General features: G+C 67.9%; 15 protein-coding genes. 8 read left to right on the top strand and 7 right to left on the bottom strand.

What is annotated here, in order from left to right:
• Positions 1-52: 52 nt before the first annotated feature.
• Together AC1DVI_RS13830 and AC1DVI_RS13825 are read right to left on the bottom strand one after the other, a co-directional pair.
• Positions 53-1,345 (bottom strand): pentapeptide repeat-containing protein, encoded by a 1,293-nt coding sequence (locus AC1DVI_RS13830; RefSeq protein ID WP_476958456.1) that lies wholly within the window; start codon positions 1,343-1,345, stop codon positions 53-55.
• 112 nt (positions 1,346-1,457) lie between these two features.
• Positions 1,458-3,629: a hybrid sensor histidine kinase/response regulator gene (locus tag AC1DVI_RS13825; RefSeq protein WP_476958455.1), complete on the bottom strand. Its 2,172-nt coding sequence runs from the start codon at positions 3,627-3,629 to the stop codon at positions 1,458-1,460.
• Positions 3,630-4,198: 569 nt separating this feature from the next.
• On the opposite strand from AC1DVI_RS13825, the gene glgX reads away from it, so the two are divergent.
• Entirely contained in the window at positions 4,199-6,484 is a 2,286-nt protein-coding gene (gene glgX, locus AC1DVI_RS13820) for a glycogen debranching protein GlgX (RefSeq protein WP_476958454.1), read from the top strand.
• A gap of 210 nt (positions 6,485-6,694) precedes the next feature.
• Positions 6,695-6,892, top strand: a complete 198-nt coding sequence (locus AC1DVI_RS13815; protein WP_476958453.1) for a Nif11-like leader peptide family natural product precursor — start codon at positions 6,695-6,697, stop codon at positions 6,890-6,892.
• 15 nt (positions 6,893-6,907) lie between these two features.
• Here AC1DVI_RS13815 and AC1DVI_RS13810 read toward each other — a convergent pair whose 3' ends face one another.
• Together AC1DVI_RS13810 and AC1DVI_RS13805 are read right to left on the bottom strand one after the other, a co-directional pair.
• Positions 6,908-7,249 carry a hypothetical protein gene (locus AC1DVI_RS13810; protein WP_476958452.1) on the bottom strand — a complete coding sequence of 114 codons (342 nt, stop codon included), beginning with the start codon at positions 7,247-7,249 and terminating at the stop codon, positions 6,908-6,910.
• Between the two features lie 12 nt (positions 7,250-7,261).
• Positions 7,262-7,540 carry a MarR family transcriptional regulator gene (locus AC1DVI_RS13805; protein ID WP_236778250.1) on the bottom strand — a complete coding sequence of 93 codons (279 nt, stop codon included), beginning with the start codon at positions 7,538-7,540 and terminating at the stop codon, positions 7,262-7,264.
• A 224-nt stretch (positions 7,541-7,764) separates the two neighbouring features.
• Here AC1DVI_RS13805 and gpmA point away from each other — a divergent pair, with 224 nt between their 5' ends.
• Positions 7,765-8,526: a 2,3-diphosphoglycerate-dependent phosphoglycerate mutase gene (gpmA, locus tag AC1DVI_RS13800; protein WP_476958451.1), complete on the top strand. Its 762-nt coding sequence runs from the start codon at positions 7,765-7,767 to the stop codon at positions 8,524-8,526.
• 37 nt (positions 8,527-8,563) lie between these two features.
• Here gpmA and AC1DVI_RS13795 read toward each other — a convergent pair whose 3' ends face one another.
• Both AC1DVI_RS13795 and AC1DVI_RS13790 read right to left on the bottom strand, forming a co-directional pair.
• Positions 8,564-9,178, bottom strand: a complete 615-nt coding sequence (locus tag AC1DVI_RS13795; RefSeq protein WP_149166981.1) for a hypothetical protein — start codon at positions 9,176-9,178, stop codon at positions 8,564-8,566.
• Positions 9,179-9,336: 158 nt separating this feature from the next.
• Complete coding sequence (locus AC1DVI_RS13790; RefSeq protein ID WP_149166961.1) at positions 9,337-11,637, bottom strand: helicase-related protein; 2,301 nt, start codon at positions 11,635-11,637, stop codon at positions 9,337-9,339.
• 558 nt (positions 11,638-12,195) lie between these two features.
• On the opposite strand from AC1DVI_RS13790, the gene AC1DVI_RS13785 reads away from it, so the two are divergent.
• From AC1DVI_RS13785 to AC1DVI_RS13765, 5 genes are all read left to right on the top strand, one after another.
• Positions 12,196-12,888, top strand: coding sequence for a WecB/TagA/CpsF family glycosyltransferase (locus AC1DVI_RS13785; RefSeq protein WP_145628319.1), 693 nt, complete (start codon positions 12,196-12,198; stop codon positions 12,886-12,888).
• 63 nt (positions 12,889-12,951) lie between these two features.
• Entirely contained in the window at positions 12,952-15,273 is a 2,322-nt protein-coding gene (locus AC1DVI_RS13780; protein WP_476958450.1) for a GumC family protein, read from the top strand.
• Positions 15,274-15,460: 187 nt separating this feature from the next.
• Entirely contained in the window at positions 15,461-16,714 is a 1,254-nt protein-coding gene (locus AC1DVI_RS13775; protein ID WP_476958449.1) for an endo-1,4-beta-xylanase, read from the top strand.
• A gap of 146 nt (positions 16,715-16,860) precedes the next feature.
• Positions 16,861-17,787: a class I SAM-dependent methyltransferase gene (locus AC1DVI_RS13770; RefSeq protein WP_476958448.1), complete on the top strand. Its 927-nt coding sequence runs from the start codon at positions 16,861-16,863 to the stop codon at positions 17,785-17,787.
• Between the two features lie 229 nt (positions 17,788-18,016).
• Positions 18,017-20,485, top strand: coding sequence for a cellulase family glycosylhydrolase (locus AC1DVI_RS13765; protein WP_476958447.1), 2,469 nt, complete (start codon positions 18,017-18,019; stop codon positions 20,483-20,485).
• Positions 20,486-20,561: 76 nt separating this feature from the next.
• Here AC1DVI_RS13765 and AC1DVI_RS13760 read toward each other — a convergent pair whose 3' ends face one another.
• Positions 20,562-22,043 (bottom strand): lipopolysaccharide biosynthesis protein, encoded by a 1,482-nt coding sequence (locus AC1DVI_RS13760; RefSeq protein WP_476958446.1) that lies wholly within the window; start codon positions 22,041-22,043, stop codon positions 20,562-20,564.
• Positions 22,044-22,089 lie beyond the last annotated feature (46 nt).

The following is a 22,089-nucleotide window of genomic DNA, read 5'->3' as shown; positions in this document are numbered from 1 at the left end:
ACCGGTTCCAAAAGAAAGGCCCTTCCTCCTGCCGGGGGAAGGGCCTTTTTCCTTAAAGCTTGAGCCCCGCCACACCGTCGAGAATTGCCCCGTCGGACAGCGAGCGCAGGTCCACCTTCGCTCCGAACATGCGGGCGTTGGTCAGGTCCGTGTTCGTCAGGTCGCAGCCGGACAGGTTGGCGAAGGACAGGTCGGCGCCCGCGAAATTCACCTCGCGCAGGCAGGCGCCGCGCAGGTCGGCGTAGCGCAGCCGCGCGCCCGACAGGTCGGAGGCCATCGACCGCTTCTCGTCGAAATAGAGCGGGCGCAGGTTGGCCTTGCGCAGGTCGGCGTTGTTCAGCTTGGCAAGCCGCAGGTTCACGCCGCGCAGGTCGCCGTTGATCAGTTTGGCGAGGCGCAGGTCGCCCTTCTCCAGCACGGCGGCCTGCAACTGCACGCTGGTCAGGTCCAGCCCGTACAGGGTCGCCCCGACCGCCCGCAGCATGGTCAGGCAGGTGTGGGCCAGCGACGGGGCGTGCCGCAGGTCGAAGCCCGAGAGGTCGAGCGCCGTTCCCTCCGCCCCGCTGGACCCGACCCAGCGGATGTGCTCGTGCAGAAGCTCGTCCAGCGGGCGCCCGAGTTCGGCGACGACGCGGCCCACCGGATCGTCGGTCAGGGCGTCCTCCAGGTCGGCGTCCGCCAGCTCGGTCATGATCATGGTGGCGCCGGTCAGCACCGCGCCGCGCAGGCAGGCGCCGCGCAGGTCCGCCCCCGAGAGGTCCGCCCCCTCCAGGTTCGACCCGGTGAAGTTGGCCCCGCGCATGGTGGCGCGCACCAGCTTGCACCCGCGCATCAGCGCGTCGGTGAAGTCGGTGTGGATCGCCATGGCCCCGGACAGCCGGGCGTTGGTCAGGTTGGCGCCGGACAGGTCGGCCCCCGACGCTTCCGTCGGCTGGCCCTCCACCCGGATGACGCGCAGGCTGCCGTCGCGATCCTTTTCCGCCAGCGAGCCGTCGCGCAGGTCGGCCTCGAACAGGTTGGCGCCGATCAGGATGGCCCCGCGCAGGCAGGCCCCGCGCAGGTCGGTCTTGATGAGGCTGGCGTTCTCCAGGTTGGTCAGACGCAGGTCGGTGGCGAACATCGACGCGCAGTCCAGCCGCGCCCCGGCCAGATTGGCGCCGCGCAGGCTGGCCCCGACGAAGTCGGCGTGGGCGAGGTCACGCCCCGTGAGGTCCAGCCCGCTCAGGTCGAAAAAGGACAGCGTCGCCCGCGCCCCGCCGATGCGGGCATTCCGGAACATCTCGTGCCGGCGCACCACCGCGTCGAGCTGGACCTGATCCAGACGGGTGAGAGGACGCTGCTGCATGGCCGTGTTCGCCTCCGATCACGGTTTCAGAGTACCCTTCGCAGCCTTCACGAATGATTAATGCAACCCACAATGGGATGCTTTTCCTGCCGGGAAAAGCGTCCTCCGGCCTTCACGCCGCGGATGACTGGCTTTGCCGCACCGGCACGCGCTCGGCTCCCAAGGCGTTCAGCGCGTCGCGCAGCACGTCGGGGGTGACGGGCTTGTGCAGCAGGCGGCAGCCGGCGGCCACCGCCTCGCGGATGCGTTCGGGGCCGGTGTCGCCGGTCAGGATGATGCCGGGAATGGGCCGCCCTTCCTGCTCCGCCGCACGGGTGACCGTCTCGGCGCCGGTCAGCGGTCCCGGCAAACGGAAATCCGACAGGATGACGTCCGGGCAGCGCGGGGCGGCGCGCAAGACCGCCAACGCCGCCGGCCCGTCCGCCGCCAGCAGCACGTCGTGTCCCCAGCTTTCCAGCAGGAGCTGCATCCCGGCGCTCTGCACCGGGTCGTCCTCGACGATCAGGATCAGGCGGGCCGTCGGATCCTCCGCCCGGCCGGCGGGGGCCGGGGCCGCCGCGTCCGCCCGCGATTCGCTGGCGGCCAACGGGACCATGACGGAGAAGACCGAACCCTGGCCCGGCCGCGAGCGAACCTCCACCGCGTGGCCCAGCAGCGCGGCCTTGCGGCGCACCTTGGGCAGCCCCAATCCCAAGCCGCGGCGGCGGTCGCGCTCCGGGTTGCCCAGCTGCACGAAGTCTTCGAAGATGGCGTCCAGATGCTCCGCCGCGATGCCCGGGCCGGTGTCCCACACCTCGATGCGCAGCCATTGGCCGCGCCGCCGACAGCCGACCACCACCCCGCCCGCCGGCGTGTAGGCGATGGCGTTGCGCAGCAGATCGCCGAGCATCCTGGTCAGCAGGGTGGCGTCGGTGCGCACCATGGCGGCGCAGCCGCGCACCCGCAAATCCAGCCGCTTGTCCGCCGCCAGTCCCCGGAACTCCGCCGCCACGCCGTCCAGGACGGTGGCGATGGACACCTCGGCGATGTTCGGGCGGACCACCCCGGCGTCCAGCGTGGCGACCTCCAGAAGCGCGTGCAGCAGCTTCTCGCCGCTGTCCAGCGCCTCGCCCATCTTCTCGGCGATGGACCGCTCGCGCGACTCCTTCAGCCGCTCCATCAGGAGGTGATGGAACAAGCGCAACGCCTGGAAGGGCTGGCGCAGGTCGTGGTTGGCCGCCGACAGGAAGCGGGCCTTGGCCTGATTGGCGCGCTCCTTCTCGGCCAGGGCGCGGACCAGCTTCTGGTTCAGGGAGCGCAGGTCGGCGGTGCGCTCCTCCACCCGCTGCTCCAGCCGGGCGTTGGCGTCGCGCAGGGCGTCGCGGGCCGCCGCCTCGCGCCGCAGGCTGGCCCAACCCAGTGCGCCGAGCCCGAACAGCGCGATGACGCTGACGCCGACCATCGTGAAGCCGTGCTGCAGACGGCTGCTCCACGGCTCCAGAACGACGGCGCGCGGCAGGGCCACCGCCGCCACCGCCGGAAAGTCGCGCATCCGCTTCAGGCCGATGACCACGCCTTCTCCGCCGTCCTGACCGCCGATGGTCCAGTCGCCCTCGACGCTTTCCGCCCCCGGCTCCAGCGTGGGCAGCGGGCCGATGCCGCCGATCCCAGCCCCTCCAATGCCGGCCAGCCGTGTGCCGTCCAGGCGGAACAGGCCCGCGACGCTGTGCCGCCCGTCGCTGAAGACATCGAGAACCGTGTGCAGGCTGGAGGAGGGAAGCGCCAGCAGGACCGCGCCGTCCACGGCGCCCCCGCGCCCCAGGATGTGGCGGACCATCAGGATGGAATCCTGCCCGTCGACCTGCCCATGCAACAGCTCCAACCCGCCGGCCGCCCCGTGAAAGAGGCTGGCGGTGCCGCCGTCCGGTTCGATGGAGGGGCCGAACACCGTCCGGCCGTCGGCGTCCAGGATGGACAGCACGGCGAACTGCGACGCCGCCAGCGCCTCTCCCAGGGCGCTGCCCAGGGCGCTGTCGGAAAGCGACGCGAGCCCACCTCCCTCCAGCCGGTCGGCCACCCGCGCCAGGACGGCGGCGCCACCGTCCAGCACCGCGTCGGCGTGGCCTTCGAGAAAGGCCGCGGCCTGCCGGGTGCCGCGCTCGGCCCGGTCAAGCGTGTTGACGTAATCGACCAGCGACAGCGACCCCCAGGCCGCGCCGCCCAGCAGGGTCATCGCCAGGACGATGGCCGTCAGGATGGCCTTCGGGTGGAAATTGAGCAGGGCGTTGACCGAAAGCCGGATCATGGGCGGGGGCGTCTTGGTGAGGCGGATCGGGAGCGGCGCCGCCGGTCCGCCGAATGCACGATGCCGCCGGGCACCGACGATGCCGGAGCCGGGGGCGATGACCGATGTGTGGAGAGCGGACTCAATGGTCTACGGATTGTTGGATAGAAAATCGCTCATGAGCCGCAAAGGCCGGAGAGGACTGGCCTTCGGAACTGCTGGACGCTGAACTCGCCACGTCTTCAGCACGAAAGAAGCGGTGATGACGCGGCACAGCGAAAGTTGTCATTTGCGTTACACCCGCTTCCTTGGTCTTATGTCGGACAGCTCCCGGACATCCCCTAGAAGTTTATTTGCCTTTATTGTCTGGAACCGATGATAGCACGCGATAGATATCGGCGCGACCTGCCATGACGACTATGACAATGCTCATACCGGACCCACTCTTTGGGTGAGGTGGCACGAAATGGTTCGGCCAGGAGTTGAAGCTTCGCCGAACATCGGAAATTGTGCCGATGACGGGATCACCAAGGCGGTCTGCGCGTTCCTGTGCTGCTTCATGCCGCAACGCGCCCACACGAGGTTCAACCGTGAAGAAGCCGCCGTTCGCTCCTAAGGTTTTCCGCCAGTCCCGCATCCGGGAAGGTCTTCCCTATCCCCTCGGCGCCACATGGGACGGGCTGGGCGTCAACTTCGCGTTGTTTTCCGCCAACGCCACCAAGGTGGAGCTGTGCCTGTTCGACCAGGACGGACGCCGCGAGCTGGAACGGATCGAGTTGCCCGAATACACCGACGAGGTGTGGCACGGCTATTTGCCGGACGCCCGCCCCGGTACGGTCTACGGCTACCGCGTGCACGGGCCGTACGAGCCCAAGGCGGGCCACCGCTTCAACCCGAACAAGCTGCTGCTCGACCCCTACGCCAAGCATATGGTCGGACCGCTGCGCTGGTCGGACGCGCATTTCGGCTACCGCGTCGGCTCGCCGCGCGGCGACCTGTCCTTCGACCGGCGCGACAGCGCCCCCGGCATGCCGAAATGCGTGGTGATCGACCCGGCCTTCACCTGGGGCCACGACCGCCACCCGGCGATCCCCTGGGAGAAGTCGATCTTCTACGAGACCCACGTGCGCGGCTACACCATGCGGCACCCGGCGGTGCCGCCGCAGTACCGCGGCACCTTCGCCGGCTTCGCCCAGCAGGAGGTGGTGGAGTACATCCGCTCGCTGGGCGTCACGGCGGTGGAGCTTCTGCCGGTCCACGCCTTCGTCGACGACCGCTACCTGCTGGAGAAGGGGCTGCGCAACTACTGGGGCTACAACAGCATCTCCTTCTTCGCGCCCGACCCGCGCTATATGGCGACCGGCGCGATCCACGAGTTCAAGGAGATGGTCGCCCGCCTGCACGACGCCGGGATCGAGGTGATCCTCGACGTCGTCTACAACCACACCGCCGAAGGCAACGAGATGGGGCCGACGCTGTCCTTCAAGGGCATCGACAACGCCTCCTACTACCGGCTGGCGCCGGACCCGCGCTACTACATCAACGACACCGGCACGGGCAACACACTGAACCTCGTGCATGCGCGCGTCCTCCAGATGGTCACCGACAGCTTGCGCTACTGGGTGACCGAGATGCATGTGGACGGCTTCCGCTTCGACCTCGCCACCATCCTGGCGCGGGAGACCTACGGCTTCGACCACAGCGGCGGCTTCCTCGACGCCTGCCGGCAGGACCCGGTGCTGTCGCGCGTCAAGCTGATCGCCGAGCCGTGGGACTGCGGCCCCGGCGGCTATCAGGTCGGCGGCTTCCCGCCGGGCTGGGCGGAGTGGAACGACAAGTTCCGCGACACCGTGCGCTCCTACTGGAAGGGCGACGAGGGCAAGCTGCCCGAACTGGCGACCCGCATGGCCGCCTCGGCGGATATGTTCAACCGACGAGGCCGCAAGCCTTGGGCCAGCGTCAACTTCGTCACCGCCCATGACGGCTTCACGCTGCACGACCTCGTCTCCTACAACGACAAGCACAACGACGCGAACGGCGAGGACAACCGCGACGGCCATTCGCACAACATCTCCTGGAACCACGGGGCGGAGGGGCCGACCGACGATCCGGAGATCAACGCCCTGCGCTTCCGCCAGATGCGCAACCTGTTGGCCACGCTGCTGCTGTCCCAGGGCACGCCGATGATCCTGGCCGGCGACGAGTTCGCGCGCAGCCAGAACGGCAACAACAACGCCTATTGCCAGGACAACGAGATCAGCTGGATCGACTGGGAGGGCGTCAGCGACGAGGGCTGGGCGCTGACCGACTTCGTCCGCCACCTGATCGGGCTGCGGCAGAGCCATCCGTTGCTGCGCCGCGGGCGCTTCTTCACCGGGGCTTACAACCCCGACCTGGAGGTGAAGGACCTCACCTGGATCACCCCCGCCGGCGAGGAGAAGACGACCGAGCAGTGGCAGGACCCCATGGCGCGCTGCCTGGGCATGCTGCTCGACGGGCGGGCGCAGGCCACCGGCATCAAGAAGGTGGCGTCCGACGCCACGTTGTTGCTGATCATCAACGCCTACCACGACGTGGTGCCCTTCAAGCTGCCGGAGGTCGCCGGCGGCAGCCGCTGGCTGACCCTGGTGGACACCACGGAGCCCGACCGTCTGGAGGTCGCCACTGCCCAGACCGGCGATGAGATCCCGGTCAACGGGCGCTCCCTGCTGCTGTTCGAGCTGATGCCCGACCGCCATTCCGACATCGGGCTGAAGGCCGCCGCGCGGGCTCTGCGCGCCGCCTCCGGGCCCGGTGAGCCGGTGGCGGCCATCACGCCGGACAGCATCGCGTCGGGCGCCAGCCCAGCCGAGACGGTGCATCAGCCGGGCGAGTGATCGACGGGTCGGGATAGGCCATCAAGGTACGGTGCGGCCGGACGCCGCACCGTTCCTTTCTCATTTTTGTCTACAATTTTAGGCAAATCGGCGATATCAAGACATCGGACAGTCTGTCCTGGGCCATTGCTTGTGTACGCAACGCCGCATTGGCCGCGTTCCCGTGCTCCAGGGCCAAGAACGACCGCAACGACTCCAGGAGGTCTGAGCATGTGTCATGGCGACTACATCCGATTCCTGGTCGCGACCGAGGCCGACCCGGCCCTGCGCGCGGCGTTGCGGCGGGCGTCGCGCGGCCTGTTGACTCTGGGCGATCTGGTCGATTTCGCCGCCGGTCACGGCTTTCGGTTCACCGAGGCGGACATTCCCCTGGCCGTGGCCCAACCCGCCGGCTGCGGAACCGACTGAGCGGGCGGGGCAAGGTCACGGCGGCGGCGGCGTGGTGCTGCAACTGCCGCGGATCGTCAGCATGATCCCGTCGTCGGACGGGAAGATGTCCTTGTCGGCGTCGCGTGGGATGGGAATTTTCTGACGACGGCAGAAGAGCAGGAGGATGCCGAGCGTCTTGCTGGGCATGAAGGCGACGTCCCGCACCTTCGCAGCCCCCTGCTGCACCATGACCACCACGCCCCCGTCCGATTTCGGAACGACGGAGGAGATCATGCCCAACGGAAGATCGGTCTGATTCGGCACCTTCTGGTACCAGCCGAAGGCTTTCTTGAGGGCCGAGTTCGTGAAGACAAGGTGACGCGTTTCGAAAATCATTCCGGACCAGTTTCAGGCCCGGCCGCCCTCCAGTTCCGGGTTCAACCGGAACGTGATCGCACGCCCCAGTTTGGAATCCCGCAGAAGGATCTGCTTGGTTTCCAGCAGCTTGATGGCCCGGTTGACATTGGGCCGCTGCATGCCGAGCGCGTCAGCCAATTCGGACTGAAGCACCGGCACGGGACGGTCGAAGTGGAGCCGCCGGCTCAGGTAGGTGAACACACGAAGCGCCTCCAGGGTGATGTCCCGATCGGTCGAAACGGTCCTGGAGAGGAGGTCATGATGCTGCATGGCGGCCTCGGAACGCAAGTTGGCTCGGCGTCGCAGTCCGGCTGCGCAGGCGCCGGACGGATAATTTCGCTTGCTCCGCAGGCTACCCCGCCTTTGTTGTCCGAATGTGTCGCGCGTGTTTCCAAGTTGACATAAAGCCGCGCCCTTTGTGACTCCGCGTCCGGAACCCTTCCGCCGCCCTCCCGTTCCCGGAAGGAGACACCGTCACGTCAGGAGGAGGGACCATGCATCGGCTCGTGCTGCTGCGGCACGGTCAGAGCGTCTGGAACCGCTCGGATCTGTTCACCGGCTGGACCGACGTCGATCTCACCGAACAAGGGATGGCCGAGACCCGCCACGCCGCCGGTCTGATGAAGCAGGCCGGATTCGATTTCGACGTGGCCTTCACCTCCGTCCTGAAGCGGGCGATCAGGACGCTCGACATCGTTCTGGAGGACATGGACCGGATGTGGCTGCCGGTGCACAAGCACTGGCGCCTGAACGAGCGTCATTACGGCGCGCTCCAGGGGCTGAACAAGACGGAGACGGCGGCCCGCCACGGCGCCGATCAGGTCTTCCTGTGGCGATGGAGCTGGGACGTTCCGCCCCCTCCGGTCGAGCCCGAGGACCCGTGCTCCGCGGTGTCGGACCGGCGCTACGCCGGCATCGGCCGCGCGAATCTGCCCCGCGGCGAAAGCCTGAAGGACACCACGGACCGGGTGATCCCCTTCTGGGAGGAAGGCATCTGCCCGGCCCTTCGGCTGGGTGCGCGGGTGCTGGTGTCGGCCCACGGCAACAGCCTGCGCGGCCTTGTCAAGCATCTGGACAAGGTGCCCGACCAGGACATTCCGCTCTTTGAAATTCCCACCAGTCGTCCGCTGGTCTATGAGCTTGGCGCCGATCTGGTCCCGCTGCGCCGCTACTTCCTGACCGAAGGCGGCGCGGTGGAGGAGATCGCCTGGACCGGCCCGGACAGGGAGGTAGACACCGGCAGCGCGGTCGCCTGATCGGGCCGGACCGTTCCAGGGCGTCCGGGCCGAAGGCTCACCAAGCGCCGTCGTCGCCGGGAAGCCAATCGGCCCTCTGCCAGCCGGGATCGAACAGCCCGCCCATTCCGTCCCAGCCCAGCCAGACCCTGATCGTGTTCTGCGTGGGGTTGACATAGGGGGTGGCCGCCATCTGGTTGTTCGACACGGTCCCTCCGGCGCCCAACTGGATCAAGACGAAGCGGATCAGCAGTCTCTCCAGGTTGATGTCGACGCCGTCCAGCGTCAATTTGAAGGTGCTGTCGTCTCCGGGCGGGATGACCGCACCGTGGTTGATGGGATTCCATACCGGACCCGTTGGGAGTTCAAGCACTTGATCGCGGTCGGAGTCCAGTGCTTGAACCCTCCCCCAGGTTACCCCGATCGCCCGCATCACCGCAGCGTTGAAGCCCATCTCCGTCACGGTGGCGAGCCGCGTCTTGAAGCGCTCCCTGATGTTTCCTGAAATCCCGATGTAGCGGTTGTTCGTCAGCGTGTTCACGATGATGTAGAAGCCAGGCATCGCCATGCCGTCCGGCAGGGTGGCGTTGGTGAATCCGCCGCCGTCGGCCGGTTCAGGCGCCATTCCACTGCAATTCGCGGAATTGATCAGGTTGTAGATTATGTGAAACATCTTCTGCCCCCTCTTCCCGCCGGCGGAAGCGCCCGAAACGGGAACCACCGGTCGCTCTTGGAGGACGAGGGGGCAGAGAAGTCCGTGAAATCACATCATGGATGAACCGGCTCCAAGGCCGGCGAGTTCGATCGCATGGAAAGCGGCGGGCCGGGCGTCTAGGACGAGGCCGGCCTCCGCCCGCGGTGACCGGCCCCGCCCTTCCCGCGCTTGCGGCCCGGCAAGGGATGGTGGAAGTGCGGGTGCCCACCCTGCGGCGGTTGCGGCTGACCGGATGCGTTGTCCGACGGCGCGCTGCCTCGGCCATCCCTGCGCGGGCCGCCGTTGGCACCGCGACGGCCATGCCGTTCACCCTGCCTTTCCTCCACACGCCCGGCGTAGCAATTGTCGCAGACCCGGAAACGGTGGTTGGCCTTCAGCCGTGTGCCGCAGACCGGGCAGGCGCGGGCCAGCGAGCGTTCAGCCAAGGTCCGCTCGATGAAGGCGTTCAGCATGGCCCGGCGCTCCTGGCACAGGTCCATGTCCGGATAAGCGTCGGGAAAGCGGTAGGCCAGCCAGGCGTAGGCGGTCAGTTCCTTCACCGCGCGCTCCGCCTTCTCCAGTTCCACGTCGGTGCCGACGCGGTGGTGGAAGCGCTCGGCGGCGTCGGGGGCGGAATTGGCAACGCCCTTGCCCTGGTTCGTCGCCCACAGCGCCAGAAGGCGCAGATTGTTCTGGTCGCGCACGTCGATCGGGCAGCGCGCCAGCATGTCGCGCTCCGCCAGCGGCAGCTTCGCCCGGTCCACCGCCGTGGCGGCCTGGATGCGCTGCTCCAGGTCGGTCATGCGGAAGGTCTGGTTGGCGCGCAGCAGCTCCTGCCCCGCCGTGCGCAGCACCTTGGCAAGGCTGTCGGTGTCCAACTCGCGCGCGATGGCCTCGACATGGGTCAGGTTGGGGCTGATCCAGGCGCGCGGGTCCTCCGGCGGGACCGGCGGGGTGGTCAGCGCCCGGCGCACCGGGTTGATGTTCTCCCCCTCCAGCACCGCGACGCGGCCTTCCTCGTGCATGCCGAAGCGCCCCGCCCGCCCGCCGATCTGGCGGATTTCGGAGGAATTCAGGTCGCGCTCCTCCCGCCCGTCATACTTGCGGGTGGTCGACAGGACGACGCGGGCGACCGGCAGGTTCAGCCCCATGCCGATGGCGTCGGTCGCCACCAGCACGTCGGCCGAGCCGTCGCGGAAGCGCCGCGCCTCGGCCCGCCGCACCTCCGGCGACAGGGCGCCGTAGATCACCGCCACCGTGTGGTCGCGGGCCAGCAGCTCGCGCCGCAGCCCCATCACGTCCTTGCGCGAGAAGGCGATCACCGCGTCGCCGCGGCGGACATTCTCCAGCGGCACCCGCTCCTCCTGCACGCGCAGCGGCGACTTGCGGGTGAACTCCACGACCTCCAGCTCCTCCCCCAGCGCGGTGGCGAGGCGCTGCACGTAGGGGATGGCGTCGGCGGAGCCGGTCATCAGGATTTCCGGGGCGGCCACGCCGGCCACCGCCTGGGTCCAGGCCCAACCGCGGTCGGGGTCGCCGATCATCTGGATCTCGTCGATGACGCAGGCGCCCCAGACCTTCGAGGTGTTGACCATCTCGATGGTCGAGGAGGTGAAGGAGGCGCCGGGCCGCACGTCGCGCTCCTCACCAGTGACGAGGCTGCACGGGCGCCCGCGCGTCTCCAGCGCCTCCTGCCCCTCCAGCGCCAGCAGGCGCAGCGGGGCGAGGTAGCAGCCGCTCTGCGCCTCGGCCAGCCGGTCCATGGCGGCGTGGGTCTTGCCGGAGTTGGTCGGGCCGACGAACAGCCGCAGTTTGCGCACCATGGCGCGGGCCGTGGCGAAGCTGTCGAGATAGACGCCGAGGCCGGAGGCGTTCTCCAGCCGCTCCCGCCGAACCTTCAGGCCGGCGCGGGCGGCGGCGGTGGAGAAGGCCTCCTCCAGCGCGTCCAGCAGGGTCTGCAGGCGCGGGATGCGCCCGCCGAAGCCGATCACCCGGCCCAGCTCGTCGGCGAAACCCTTGGGCCGCCACGCCTCACCGAAGCCGTTGGCGCGCTGGGCCATGGAGGCGAACCAGCCGTCCACCCGCCCGCGCGCCTTCTCGATGGCGGCGGAGGACAGGCAGGCCGCCTTGACCCGCTTGCCCAGCGCCTTCGCCTGGGGACGGCCGAAGCCCTCCTCCGCGGTCATCAGGCCCCAGAGGTCCGCCTCGATGTCGGGCAGCGGGCCGAGCGCCACGCGGAAGCGCAGCTTCAGCTTCCGGTCGGTTCCGGGAACGACCACCTCGTGGACGACGGCGACCGACCAGCGGGCCGGGGTGCTGTCGGCATCCACCTCGATCCCGTCGCCGCGCACCACCGCGGCGATGGCGCGCAGCGCGTCGCGGCGGTCGAATTCGTCGGCGGTGCCCGGTTGGCGAGGGGTGGTTTCGTCGTTGCTCATGGACTGGTCTTCTTCCGTCGCCGCCCCCGGAGAGATCGGCCTGGGGATTCAAGGAACTGGTTGGGGCTGGCGGTCCTAGGGGGCTTTGCCGGACCTCGAACAGTGCCGTGCCGCGGGGCGGACGCCCACCCCCTATTCTGCACACCGGCACCCCACGGGCGTACCTATATGGTCGGAGCCATAGGATAGGGCAAGCCGATTCAGGGGTTCCACCGGCGTGGCCGGGCTAATTCGCCTGAACTTTCCCCTCTCCCATCCCACCGCTGCGAAAAAGGGGCGGTGCCGGCCACATCATTCCCTGTTGTCCGAGCGGTCGCGTCGAAAGGGGTAACCGGCAGCGCTCTTACCGGCTGCCACCAATCGAAAGTGTTAGCAAGCAATATCGTCTTACTGCACCGCAAACCGTCGGGCATCATCGTTGCACTGACAACGTAACAGTCGTCGCTTCGCAGATTTGGTTAGGAGATGTGCATGCCGACCCCTCGTGACGTCCTGGCACTGATCGAGAGAATACGGTGTATTTCTTGCGAGGACGAGCGCCATGCATTGATAAAGACATTGTCAGCCGTCGAGCGACCGACCATCCTGTCGTTCCTCAACGCTCACGGCGTGAACCTCTGCGCGGGGTCCTCCGCCGCGTGGTCGGCCTTCCGCGCCTCCGACGTCCTGTTGCGGGACGGGGTGGCGCTGGAGACCGCCCTGCCGTGGCTCGACCAGCCGGTCGGGCTGAACATGAACGGCACCGACTTCATCCCGCTTCTCCTCCGCCACCTGTCGCCCCGTCGGGTCGCCGTCTACGGCACCGCCGCGCCCTGGCTGGACGAGGGGATCGAGCGGCTGAAGGAGCGGACCCCGCACGACTATGTCGATGCCCAGCACGGCTTTCACTCCGTGGAGCATTACATCGCCCGTGCGCGGGAGCTTCGGCCCGACATCATCATCCTGGCCATGGGCATGCCCCGCCAGGAGGAGGTCGCGGTGCAGCTCAAGCGCGCGCTGGACCATAAGGTGCTGATCGTCAACGGCGGCGCCATCATCGATTTCCTCGCCGGGCGCTTCACCCGGGCCCCCGCCGCCGTCCAGCGCATCGGGCTGGAATGGGCGTTCCGGCTGGTCCAGGAGCCCCGCCGTCTGTTTCGCCGCTATTGCGTCGGCGCTTTCGGCTTCGCCCACACCGTCATGCTTATGCGCCGTGCCGCCATGCGTTCGTCCAGCGCCCCAGCACCAGCGCCCATGCATAAGGAGCTTTGAGACGTGGAAAATCTGCCCCAAGTCAATCATGGCGGCCATCACGGCGGGCATAACCCGGGAAACATGCCGGCTCCGGTTCCGGCATGGCCCGCCTCCCCCGGCCCGTCCCGGCGCAGCGAGTTCGAATCCCAGACCCCGTCCATGGGTCCCGACTTCCGCTTCATCCTGCGCGTGCTGGGCAGCCACAAGTGGCTGATCATGGCCATCGTGGTGGTGCTGACCGGCCTGTCGGCCCTGGGCGTCTCCACGCTCAAGGACCAATACACCTCCGAAGCGCTTCTGCTGGTCGACAACCGGCAGGTCCGCGTCGTCCGCGAGGTCGAGCAGGTGGTGGGTGCCATCCCCACCGAGGACGCCGCCATCCTGAGCGAGATCGAGATCCTGAAGTCGCCGCAGGTGCTGAACCAGGTGGTGAACGATCTCCAGCTCGCCCAGCATCCGGAATTCAACCCGCCGGCGCAGGAGGACGAGACGCTCCCGCTGGTCGAGCGCGCGGTGGCCTATGGCCGCGGCCTCGCCGACCGCTTCTGGGAAGGCGCCCCGCCGGCCCCGGTCGCCTGGCTGCTGAGCCATGGCGACGAGGTGGCGCAGGACATCCGGGCGCGCGAGGCGCACGCGGCGCTGGGCAACGACCAGATCATYGCGCGCATCCACCGCAAGCTGGACGTCGCCATCGTCGGCCGGTCGCGCGTGATCCAGGTGCGCTTCACCTCCAAGGAGCCGCAGCTGAGCCGCGACGTGGTGGACGGCATCGTCCGCCGCTACATGGAAACCCGCCAGCAGATGGACCGGGACCTGTCGACCAGCGCGATTTCCTGGCTGCAGGACCGCATCGTCCTGCTGCGCCGCGAGGTTGCCGAAGCCGACTCCAAGGTCGAGGAGGCCCGCGTCAAGGGCGGCCTGCTGAAGGGCGGCACCGGCCTGATGGCCCAGAACGAGCTTGAGCAGACCCGCCTGCGCCTGAGCGAGGCGTCGGCCATCCGCGCCCGCTCGGTCGCCCAGGCCGACACGCTGGAGCGCAACCTGAAGGCCGGCAACTGGAACGCCATCGGCGGCAGCATCGCCTCGCCGGTCGTCGCCCAGCTCCGCGCCACGGTCGCCGCCATCTCCACGGAAATGGCCCAGCTCTCCCGCCAGTACGGGCCGAAGCATCCGCGCATCCTCGAACTTCAGGGCCGCCTGAACGAGGCCAACTCCTCGCTCCAGCAGGAAATCCGCCGTGAGATCAACGGTGTCCGCGAAGCCGCCCAGGTCGCGGTCGAGCAGGAGACCGCGCTCCGCTCCATGATCACCCGCATGGAGGGCAGCTACGCCACCATGCAGGAGCAGGCCATCCCGCTGCGCACCCTGGAATCCGAGGCGACCGCCAAGCGCCAGCTTCTCGACAGCCTGCTGGGCCGTCTGGAGGAGGTCGAGGCCCAGAAGGACAGCCGCGCCTTCCCGGCCGCCGTCAAGCTGGTCTCCGCGCCGCAGGTGCCGCACGAGCCGTCGGGCCCTCTCCGCGTCCTGCTGCTGCTGGCCGGCTTCGTCGCCTCTCTCGCGCTCGCCATCTTCAGCGTCTTCGGTCTGGAGCTTCTCCAGCGCCGCATCCACACCCCGGACGCCGTGCGCCGCATCCTGGGCGTCGGCACCGTCCACATCGTGCCGCACCACAGCGACCGCGGGGCCAAGGGCCGGCTCTACAAGATCTTCCAGCGCCACCCCTTCTCGCTGTTCAGCGAATCCCTGCGCGCCCTGTTCCGCAACCATCTGTCGGATCTCGGTCCGGTCGGTGCGCTGGCGGTGACCTCGGCCCGCCCGCAGGACGGCAAGACCTCGCTGACGCTCGCCGTCGCCCAGGTGGCCAGCCAGGCCGGCCGCCGGGTGGTGGTGGTGGACACCGACTTCCGCCGCTCCCGCATGGAGGGTCTGTTCGACCTGTCCACCAAGAAGGGTCTGTCGGACTGGATCGCCGGCGACGCCATGCTGGACGAGATCGTCCACACCTCCGACGACGTGCCCTTCGCCATGGTTCCGGCGGGCAAGCTGAACCCGATGACGCTGGACCGCTTCAACGTCGACAGCCTGGTGCAGTTGATGGCCGGCCTGTCGCCCAGCTTCGATCTGGTGGTGTTCGACACAGCCCCGGCGCTGGCCGTGTCGGATGCCCGCATCGTCTGCGGCGCCGCCTCCAAGGTGCTGTTCGTCACCCGCTGGGGCCACACCACGGCGAGCGACCTGGACGCGGTGGCCGACCTGGGTCCGATCGACCACAGCAAGTTCGTCTGCGTGATGACCGACGTGAACTTGAAGAAGGCTGCCAGCAAGGGCTACCAGGGTCCGTACAACAGCTACGTCGCCACGCGGAAATACTACGGCGACCAGACCCTGCGCGCCGCGCCGTAAGCGACGCTTCCTTCACCTCTGCCCGCATAGCCCTCTCCCCTCAGGGGAGAGGGTGGCCCGGAGGGCCGGTGAGGGGGGTGCGCTTGTTGGTTCGTCCGGCACAGGCGCAACCCCCTCACCCTAACCCTCTCCCCAGAGGGGAGAGGGGATTTTCATTTTCCATCAAACCACACGAGGCCCGACGCCCATGGCCCAGACCTCGCCAAAGACAACCTCACTCTCCCGCCGGGACGCGCTGCGCGCCGCCGCCGCCGCCGCGGTGCTGGCAAGCTGCAAGGCCGCCGCCGGCCCGTCCGTCGCCGAGGCGGCCTCCGCCACTGGGGCGAACGTTGTGCCCCACCCCACTCTGCGCGACGCCTGCCGGGCCGCCGGCATCCTCCACGGCGCCGCCCGCGACCATCTGATCGAGCCGGAAGACCCCATGCTCGACACGCTGATGGCGCGGGAATGCGACGTGGTGACTCCCGAGAACGGCGGCAAATGGGCCGTCTTCCAGCCGCAGGAGGGCAAGTTCGAGTGGGGCCGCTTCGACGCCGGGGTGGAACTGGCCCGCCGCATCGGCGCCAAGCCCAATTGGCACTGCGTCCTGTGGCAGCACATGGGCATGCCCGACTACATGACGCTGCCGGCCAGCCGCCAGCGCGCGCTGGGCATCGGCGAGAGCGCTTATTTCTCCTCAGACGGCACGCTGTCCGAGGACAATTACTGGCCGCGCTTCACCGCCATGGTTGCGGCGGTCAAGCAGCGCTACGGCGACAGCTTCTACCGCATCGACGTGATGAACGAGGCCTTCTTCTGGGAGACCGAGCGCAGCCACCCCCAGGAGCAGGACCGCTATGGCTTCCGCAAGGGCATGTGGTGGGTGGTGGCCGGCGGCGCCAAGGGGCCGGAATGGCTCGACCCCTTCTTCCACCACATCCGCAAGGAGTTTCCCTCCGCCAAGCTGGTCATAAACGAGTTCGGCATCGAGATCGACGAGGGCTGGCAGCAGCGCAAGCGCGCCTATTTCCAGACCTGGCTGACCGACGCGGTCAAGCGCGGCGTGCCGATCGACGGGGTGGGGCTGCAGAGCCACCTGATGGCCGGCAAGCCCTACGACCGCGAGGGCATGAAGGGCTTCCTGCGGGCCATGGACCGGCTGGGCCTGCCCATCCACGTCACCGAGTTCGACGTGAACGAGAAGCATCTGCCGCGCTCCTGGTCGCGGGCGGAGAAGGACCGCGCCATGGCCTTCCTGGCCGGGCAGTATCTGGGCGACATCGCCGGGAACGCCCGGCTGGCCGAGCTGTGCTGGTGGCACCTGCGCTCCGACCTGAACTACATTTCCCGGGAGATGCCGGAGCTGAAGCCCCACCCCTCCCCCTACGACGCGGCGTCGCGCCCGCTGCCGCTCTATGAGGCGTCGGTGCAGGCGCTGCGCGGGCGCAACCGGTCTGGTTGAGGCCGGTCAGGAAGCGGTGCGGTACCTCTTCCGGTCCCGCTACCCCGCCCGATCGCGCGGCCCGCTCCGCCGTCCGCGCCTGTAAGGATTTCCGACAGCGCCCTTAGATTATCGGAACAGCGGCGTTTCTCCCAACGAGGTGATCTGTGGACACGTTGACGTCGGATGAGCTGGTCGCCCGCTACAAGCGGAAGTTCGGTCTGGCCCCGAACTACCCCCTCAGCGAAACCATGGTCCGCCAGCATTGGGACCTGGAACGCCAGCTCGCCCGCGAGCTGCTGGATTCCCGCCGCGAAGAGCGCTGGACGGTGTTCGAGCGGAACTACACCACCCTCTACAGCGAGTGCCCCTGGCTGAACGATGCGGTGGACACGGCGGCGCAGAACGACGAGCTGGACTTCCGCCACTTCCTGACGCTGCTCAAGGGCGCGCGGGACGTCTACGAGGTCGGGTCGGGCAAGGGCCGGCTGCTGACCTATCTGGCCCGCCACGGCCACCGCTGCGTCGCCACCGAGATCACCCGCGAGCGCGGGGAGCGTTGGACCGACGAACGCTCCAACGTGACGTGGCGCTGCTGCGACGGCGTCAACCTCGCCGAGTTCGAGCCGCGCGGCCATTACGACGCCGTCGTCTCCACCCACGTCATCGAGCATCTCCACCCGGAGGACGTGTCCGTGCACCTCTCCAATGTGCACGCCATCCTCAAGCCGGGCGGCCGCTACGTGCTCAGCATGCCGCACAAGCACGCCGGGCCGATGGACCTGTCGGAGGTCTTCGGGCTGGACGAGCCGATCTGCATGCATCTGCGCGAATACACCTGGAGCGAGACCGAGCGCGCCCTGCGCGAGGCCGGCTTCGCCCGGATGGAGGCCGTCTATGTCGCCCCGATGGCGGTCCGCAAGCGCCTGCCCATCCACGGCTCCGGAGCCGGCTATCTGGCCTACGTGAAGGCCGTTGAATCCGTCATGGGGGCGATGCCGTTAACCCTGCGCCGCAAGCTCGGCAAGCTCGGCCAGCTCTACCTGTTCCGCCCGGAGGTCTTCATGGTGGCTCACAAAAGTCCCGAGGGCTGAGGCGGCGGATTCCGGAAACCTTTCTGTAACAAGACTTTACACTTTCCCCTCCTCGTGGCCGCAAAGCCCCACTGTGGCGCGGAAACCGCAGCGAAAGCGGTTTTTCGCGCCTCATTCTTTTCACAGCTCCGCGTGGCTTTTGAGCCGCATTTCCCTAAAATACGAAATACCTCGTTAACCAATTGGGCGCCACCTTTGCTCCACCGAAAATGGAGAGAGGTTACTTCCAATGGCAACGACCACCACGGGTCTCGTCGACACGACCTTCGTCGTCAACGCCTCGGGGCAGGCTGCCGGCGGGATCTGGCCGCAGTTCCGGCTGCTCCTGGATGGTGTCAACCTCGGCCAGGCGACGGTCAGCTCGACCAGCGACGGCCGGTACACCTTCAAGGCCCAGGTCGCTCCGGACCAGGCTCACAAGCTTCAGATCGTCTACTTCAACGACGGCTATGTGAACGGGCAGGACCGCAACCTGCTCGTCAAGTCGCTGGAAGTGAACGGCAAGCCCGTCGCCTCCACCAGCTCGCTGGTCAGCTACGACCGCGGCGCCTCCGACGGCAAGGACGTGATTCCCGGCCAGGAAGGCATGTGGTGGGACGGTTCGCTCGATTTCGCCCTGACCAAGGACTACTTCCCGGTCCCGACGCCGCCGGCCCCCGCCGGCAACACCCAGGTCATCCTGAACCTGCAAGGCAACGCCGCGGGCGGCGTCAACGCGCATTTCAACCTGCTGATCGACGGCAAGAAGGTCGGCGAGGGCATGGCCGGCGTGTCGGCCAAGGACTACGCCTTCTCGATCAACGCCACGGCGGATCAGGCGCACAAGGTCCAGATCCAGTACGACAACGACGCCACGGTGAACGGCCAGGACCGCAACCTGCTGGTCAACAAGATCACCATCAACGGCAAGTCGGTCATGCCCACCGACAGCAACGTCACCTATGACAAGGGTGCCTTGGACGGCAAGGACGTGGTCAAGGGCCAGTCCGGCCTGTGGTGGAACGGCACGCTGGTGGTCGACGCCGACAAGAGCTTCTTCCCCGGTTCCTCCAACCCGACCACGCCGCCGGCCCCCACCCCGACAAAGCCGACCCTGACGGTCAGCGACGTGTCGGTGACCGAGCCGACCGGCAAGACCACCGGCATCGCGCCGGGCTTCCTGCACACCGAGGGCGGCCAGATCATGGACAGCAGCGGCAAGGCCGTGAAGCTGACCGGCGTGAACTGGTTCGGGTCCGAGGGCTACGCCTTCGCGCCGCAGGGGCTGTGGATGGACAGCTACCAGAGCCACATGAATCAGATGAAGGATCTGGGCTTCAACACCATCCGCCTGCCCTACTCCGACGCGATGCTCGACAATGGCCGCATGCCGACCGGCATCGACTATTCGAAGAACCCCGACCTGCGCGGCAAGACCTCGCTGGAGGTCTTCGACAAGATCATCGATTACGCCGACAAGATCGGCATGAAGATCATCCTCGACCACCACCGCTCCGGCGATGGCGCGTCGGCCAACGAGAACGGGCTCTGGTACACCAGCCAGTACCCGGAATCGAAGATGATCGAGAACTGGAAGATGCTGGCGACCCGTTACAAGGGCAACGACGCCGTCATCGGCGCCGACCTGCACAACGAGCCGCACAACCCAGCCACCTGGGGCGACGGCGGCCCGAACGACTGGGCCCGCGCCGCGGAGCGCATCGGCAACGCCATCCAGTCGGTCAACAAGGATTGGCTGCTGATCGTCGAGGGCGTCGAGACCTATCAGAACCAGTGGTACTGGTGGGGCGGCAATCTGCTCGGCGAGAAGAACTACGAGGTGAAGTTCAACGAGCCGGGCAAGCTGGTCTATTCGGTCCACGACTACGGGCCGTCGCTCTACATGATGGACTGGTTCAAGGCCAACAACTTCCCGAACAACATGCCGGCGAAGTGGGACCAGATGTGGGGCCACTTCATCCAGAACGACGAGACCCCGATCCTGGTCGGCGAGTTCGGCAGCCGCATGGAAACCGCCATCGACAAGGCGTGGATGCCCAAGCTGATCCAGTACATGAACGGCGACTGGAACGGCGACGGCAAGATCGATCTCGCCGCGGGCGACCAGGGGGCGAGCTGGACCTACTGGGCCTGGAGCCCCGGTTCGGGCGACACCGGCGGCATCATGAACGACAGCTGGAAGGTGGACTACAACAAGTACAACGCCATCAAGTCCGGCCTGTACAGCAGCACCGCCGCCAGCCCGGTCACCACCGACGCGGTGTTCACGGTGAAGCTGTCCCAGGCCTACAGCCAGACGGTGACGGTGGACTACGCCACGGCGGACGGCACGGCCAAGGCCGGGTCGGACTATCTGGCGACCAGCGGCAAGCTGACCTTCGCCGCCGGCGAGACCACCAAGACGGTCGCCGTCAAGGTGCTGAGCGACGACGTGACGGAGGGCGTCGAGACCTTCAACCTGAAGCTCTCCAACCCGACGCAGGCGACCATCGCCGACGGGACCGGCATCGGCACCATCAACGCGCCGGGCAGCGCCCAGGCCCTGTCGGCGGACCTGCTGGCCCATACCCTGGCCCAGGACACGGCGACGGTGCAGTCGGTGGGCGTGCAGTCCGCCATCGACCTGTCGTCGATCGACTTCTCGCACATGATGACGGTGGACGCCGCGAACCTGCTGCTCGAGCATCAGGCCGCGTAACGACCGCGAAAGCGGACCATGAGGAAGGGCCGGCGGAGCGATCCGCCGGCCCGTTCCGTTTCCAGGGCATGCGCTCTCAGGACGCCGATTGCAGGCGGCGGACGCGGCCGAGCAGCAGCTTGCCCAGCATCGCCCGGCCCGTCGACCCCATGCCCGGACCGAACACCGCCGCCGCCAGGAACACCAGCACCAGCACCACCTTCTCCGCTGTGAAGGCCGGGTCGACCTCGGTGCCGAACAGGTACCAGCCCGCCGCGTAGGCGAAGGCCGCCGGCACCAGGATCCAGCCGATCCGCACGGCGTTCAGCGGCACCTCGTCGCGGCAGATGCGGCGGCGCACCGTCTCGGTCAGGGCGATCTGGAAGACCTCGCGCCCGAGATTGGCCAGCGCGGCGCCGAGCAGGCCCCACTGCCAGACCAGCGCCAGGGCCAACGCCGACCCCACGGCGAGGCTGGCCGCGGAGATCCAAGGCAGCACGCCGACGCGCTTGGCCTTCAGGATCGCCACCTCCGGGTTCATACGCACCCCGTGCAGCACATAGGCCAGCACCAGGAAGGGCATGCTGGTTAGCACCGGCGTGTAGTCGGCGGACGCGATCAGCCAGAGGATTTCCGGCGCGGTCAGCGCCAGCCCCAGCCCGGCCCCGGTCAGCAGGACGACGAACAGGTGGAAGACGAAGTCCGCCTGGCCGTGGTCCGCCGCGCCATGCTGCGCCTCCAGCCGGCTGACCGACCAGATCTGCAGGAAGGAGGCGGTCAGGAACATGAAGAGGATCTGCGACAGCCGCATCCCGAAGGCGAACAGCCCCACCGCCGCCGTGGACAGCAGGATGTTCAGCAGCCAGCGCGAGACGAAATTGTTGGCGATGTCCAGCAGCGACTGCGGCGCGTAGGGCAGCCCCAGCGCCGCCACCCGCTTCAGGATCGGGAAGGAGAAGGAGAACCCCGTGTCCTTCAGGATCGCCACCACCAGCAGGAGGCCGAGCGCCAGGAAGGACGCGCCGTTCGCCAGGAAGATGCCCTCCACCCCGAGGCCGAGCGCCCACAGGAACAGCAGGTTGAAGGCAAGCAGGGCCACCACCTTGGCCAGCGACACCAGCAGGCACAGGCCCGACCGCTTGCGCGCCCGGTAATAGGCCAGCGCCAGCTCGAACAGGGTGGTCAGGGCGACGCCGGCGAGCGCGATCGCCATCACCGCCGCGTGGCCGGTGTCGCCGAACATCGCCCAGCTTCCCGCCATGCCCAGCGGCCAGGCCAGCCCGACCATCGCCACCGACGTGCCGACCACCGCCAGCAGGCAGGTGCTGGCGACGCGTCGCCGGTCGCTCTCCTCCGCGTGTTCGAAATAGACAGCGGTGAAGGCGTTGTTCATGCCGATCATCAGCATGACCGCCAGCAGGTCGGCGACGACCACCACCAGCGCGTAGACACCGAATTCGGAAGGGCTGAGAAGCCGGGTGTAGAGCGGCAGGAGCAGAAGCCCGGCAGCCCGGTTCACCACGTTGGCCAGCATGAACAGCCAACCGTGTTTCAAGATCGTCGCTGCTTCGGACGCCATCAGGAACTCCGCCTAGAACTCCGGTGGGGCGGCACTGCCGCACCCG

The organism is Azospirillum sp. P4_B5 (assembly GCF_056402275.1).
Note: the sequence above shows the minus strand (reverse complement) of the source record. Positions and strands in the feature narration are given on the sequence as shown.

Coding starts and splice junctions, on each gene's coding strand:
- AC1DVI_RS13830 (WP_476958456.1), bottom strand. CDS start 1,345: ATGCAGCAGCGTCCTCTCACCCGTCTGGATCAGGTCCAGCTCGACGCG.
- AC1DVI_RS13825 (WP_476958455.1), bottom strand. CDS start 3,629: ATGATCCGGCTTTCGGTCAACGCCCTGCTCAATTTCCACCCGAAGGCC.
- AC1DVI_RS13815 (WP_476958453.1), top strand. CDS start 6,695: ATGTGTCATGGCGACTACATCCGATTCCTGGTCGCGACCGAGGCCGAC.
- AC1DVI_RS13810 (WP_476958452.1), bottom strand. CDS start 7,249: ATGATTTTCGAAACGCGTCACCTTGTCTTCACGAACTCGGCCCTCAAG.
- AC1DVI_RS13805 (WP_236778250.1), bottom strand. CDS start 7,540: ATGCAGCATCATGACCTCCTCTCCAGGACCGTTTCGACCGATCGGGAC.
- gpmA (WP_476958451.1), top strand. CDS start 7,765: ATGCATCGGCTCGTGCTGCTGCGGCACGGTCAGAGCGTCTGGAACCGC.
- AC1DVI_RS13795 (WP_149166981.1), bottom strand. CDS start 9,178: ATGTTTCACATAATCTACAACCTGATCAATTCCGCGAATTGCAGTGGA.
- AC1DVI_RS13790 (WP_149166961.1), bottom strand. CDS start 11,637: ATGAGCAACGACGAAACCACCCCTCGCCAACCGGGCACCGCCGACGAA.
- AC1DVI_RS13775 (WP_476958449.1), top strand. CDS start 15,461: ATGGCCCAGACCTCGCCAAAGACAACCTCACTCTCCCGCCGGGACGCG.
- AC1DVI_RS13765 (WP_476958447.1), top strand. CDS start 18,017: ATGGCAACGACCACCACGGGTCTCGTCGACACGACCTTCGTCGTCAAC.
- AC1DVI_RS13760 (WP_476958446.1), bottom strand. CDS start 22,043: ATGGCGTCCGAAGCAGCGACGATCTTGAAACACGGTTGGCTGTTCATG.